Annotated in this window: 2 protein-coding genes; both read right to left on the bottom strand. The window is 62.5% G+C overall.

Going from position 1 to position 2,956, the window contains the following annotated elements:
* Nucleotides 1-18 precede the first annotated feature (18 nt).
* Nucleotides 19-1,854, bottom strand: a complete 1,836-nt coding sequence (locus tag ATN37_RS00220; protein WP_006359314.1) for a tyrosine-type recombinase/integrase — start codon at nt 1,852-1,854, stop codon at nt 19-21.
* The gene (locus ATN37_RS00215) at nt 1,851-2,876 is read right to left on the bottom strand and encodes a tyrosine-type recombinase/integrase (RefSeq protein WP_003943780.1); all 1,026 of its coding nucleotides are present in this window, start codon (nt 2,874-2,876) and stop codon (nt 1,851-1,853) included. Before ATN37_RS00215 ends, ATN37_RS00220 begins: the two co-directional genes overlap by 4 nt.
* Nucleotides 2,877-2,956 lie beyond the last annotated feature (80 nt).

Raw genomic sequence — 2,956 nt, 5'->3', positions numbered from 1 at the left:
TTATGTGGGTGATCGATGTCAAGTGCCCGTGTCGTCGAGTCGCTGGATAAGTCCGTCGAAGACCTTCTGCCGCCCGATCTGGCCCTTGTCTGCGGCGTCGTCTCGCTGACGGGTGAGGGTGGGGAGAAACTCGATGGTGGTGACGAAGAACGTGCATGACTCGCAGATCGACTCGAAGTGGCAGTCGAGTTCGACTGGGCGTGCGCAGTAGCCGTTACCGAGCATCCGCCGGTGGGCTTCGGCGCGGAGTTTGCGCATCGCGGCGGGCTCGTCCTCGGCAGGCAGGACGGCGGGTTCGTGTTTACTGTAGAGGGCTTCGACTTTCTCTGTGACGGAGAAGTATTGGTCGGCAACGGTCCGGTCCGCGATTCGGGCATAGACCATCGTCATCTCCATTGTCTTGTGCCCGAGCAATGCGGCGATCGCCTCGAGGCTCATACCCCGGTTGATGGCCTGCGTCGCGAGTGTGTGCCGCAGCTGATGAGGGTGGACGTGGCCGATTCCCGCTGCGGCAGCAGCGGATTGGACTGCCTTGTCGATTCGGGTGCCCGGGATCGGACGACCGCGGTCGGTGAAGAGCAGCGGACTGTCCTGCCAGTCCGGTCGGTGCTCAAGCCAGGTGTCGATCATTGTTTTGAGTTGGGGATGCAAGGGGACGTACCGGTCGTTGTGGAGCTTGCCGACGGGGATGCGGAGCCAGTAGGCGGAACCGATCTGGACGACCGAATCGATTGTCAGGTCGAGGAGTTCGCCTTTGCGCATGCCGGTACGTGAGAGCATTTCGATGGCGAGGCGACCGAACTCGTCGGGCAGGTTGCGGGCTGCGGTCAAGAACTTGGCGGCGGCGCCGTCGTCGAGGAATCGCGGTAGCGGCTTGTCCTTGATCGGCCGGTCCGAGGAGTAGACCGGCGCTCGGGCAGGGATATCAGGATAGTCCCATTCGATGATGCGTTGATAGAACGCGCTCAGGTGCCCCATGCGCATGCCGATGGTGGTCTTGGACAGGTTCGTGTTCTTGCGATACCCCGGCCGTGCCGCCAACCAGGTCTTGTAGGCCTCGATGTGGGTGCGGTCGATGTCGGCGACGCAGACTACGTCGCTGGTGGTGGCCAGATGGCCGGCGAACTGGCGCAGTGTGGTCTCGATGCAGTCCACCGACGAGACCCGCAGGCTGATGCCGATCTGGTCGAGGTAACGGCGCATCGTAGCGACCATGACGGGCGCGCACTCCTCGGCGCGGTCCCAACCGATCTCGGGCACCGATCGTGCTGCCCAGCGTTTGCGCGGATGTGGCCGGGGTCCTTGGCCGCGATGGAACATGAGCGCATCGAGCCCAAAGAGTGGCGCGTTCAACGATTTCGGTGCACGCCCGACCTTGGCGACTACGGCGGAATGAAACTGGGCCCGGGCCGCGACATACTCCGCCGAGGTGAGCGCCTCGGTCGTGGCGCCGGCGATGACACAGATCTGCGCGAGTTTGGACCACATCTTCCCTGCCTCGCGCTCGCAGAATCCCAAACTTGTTGCCTGCGTGCGGAATGTGGAAGCAGCTACGGGTTCACGTTCGGCCAGATGGGCGCCCCATTTCGATGATGATTGCACAACATAGATCGCATCGACGGCCACCGACTCGAAGACGGCCGCGAAGGCAACGAACGCGCGCACGATGTCGGGAGCTGCCATGCGCGCCGACACCGGTAGCGCGTTCCATGCGCCGAGATCACCGAACCTGTCCTCGAACCGCAGGACAGCCCGGAGTCGGGTTCGGTGGGCATGTGCATTGGTGACCGCGTGAACGTATGTGCGGGCCGCGGTTGACTCAGGTTTTCTCAAAGAGTCTGTCGGAACGCTCATTTCGCATCTCCAGGGATGTCACCGGCGATGCCGTCGAGAATGTCCATCGCCTTGGAATACTCGCCGATCAGCCAGTCGTTGGCCAGATGCAGATAGATGCGTGTGGACTCGATGGATGCGTGCCCGGCTTGAGCTTGAATCGCCTCCAACGCCATCCCCGATTCGCGGAGTCGGGTGAAGCAGGTGTGTCGAAGTTCGTGACATGTCGCATGAGGTAACCCGCCTCGAACTCGGGCGCCGGAGAGAATTTCATCGAGACCGGCCGCGGAAAGCGGGTTGCCGCGTCTGGGACGTTTGAGGACCACGAAGACATGATCGGTGGCACTGTCGATCGGGCGTTCGGCGTCGAGATAGCGGCCGAGGCTTTCGAAGAAGGTCGGTGCGACCGGGACGATGCGTTGGTGGCCGCCTTTGCCGGCGGCGACGAACACTCGTCGCTCACCGGGTCGGACATCGGGCATCCGTAAGCCCAGCACCTCGCATCGGCGTAGTCCGCCGAACAGCATCAACAGGACCATCGCCCGGTCTCGTTCGCAGCGTAGCGCGGCCAATAGTGCGTTGACCTCGTCGGGGCTCAGTACCCGTGGGAGGCGCCGCGGCGCTCTGATCAGTGGGGTCCCGCGAACGTGAGAGCGTCCTGACCGGGTCGAGAGGCCTCGCGGCACGGGATTCTTCTCGACCAGCCCACGCTCATGGAGGTAGGAGAACAGGCCGGAGATCGACGCCAGTCGACGTTTGATGGTCGAGGTGGCCAGTCCCGATTCGCCGTCGCTGAGGCGGACCACATTCTCTTTGCGTGGAAGTCGTTGCGCTTGAATGAAAGCCAGTACATCGCTGGTGCTCACCTGCGTCGGTTCCTTGCCGATGATGGTGAAGAAGACTTTCAGGTCGAACGTCTGTGCCAGGAGGGTGTTGGTTCGTGCTCTCGCAGCGACGAAGCGTAGGTATTCATCGAGAAGTGGTTCGCCGAGTCGTGGAATTTCGCCAGGCGGCCGGACCAGCGCTGGGACGAAAGCATTCATTGTGGGGCCTCCTCGATCGAGCCGACAACCGACATGATCAGCCTGACACTGGATGCGTCAGATCACCCACATATCATGAT

The organism is Rhodococcus sp. MH15 (genome assembly GCF_019266045.1).
GTDB classification, from domain to species: domain Bacteria; phylum Actinomycetota; class Actinomycetes; order Mycobacteriales; family Mycobacteriaceae; genus Rhodococcus_F; species Rhodococcus_F qingshengii.
This window is presented reverse-complemented; position numbering and strand designations above follow the sequence as displayed.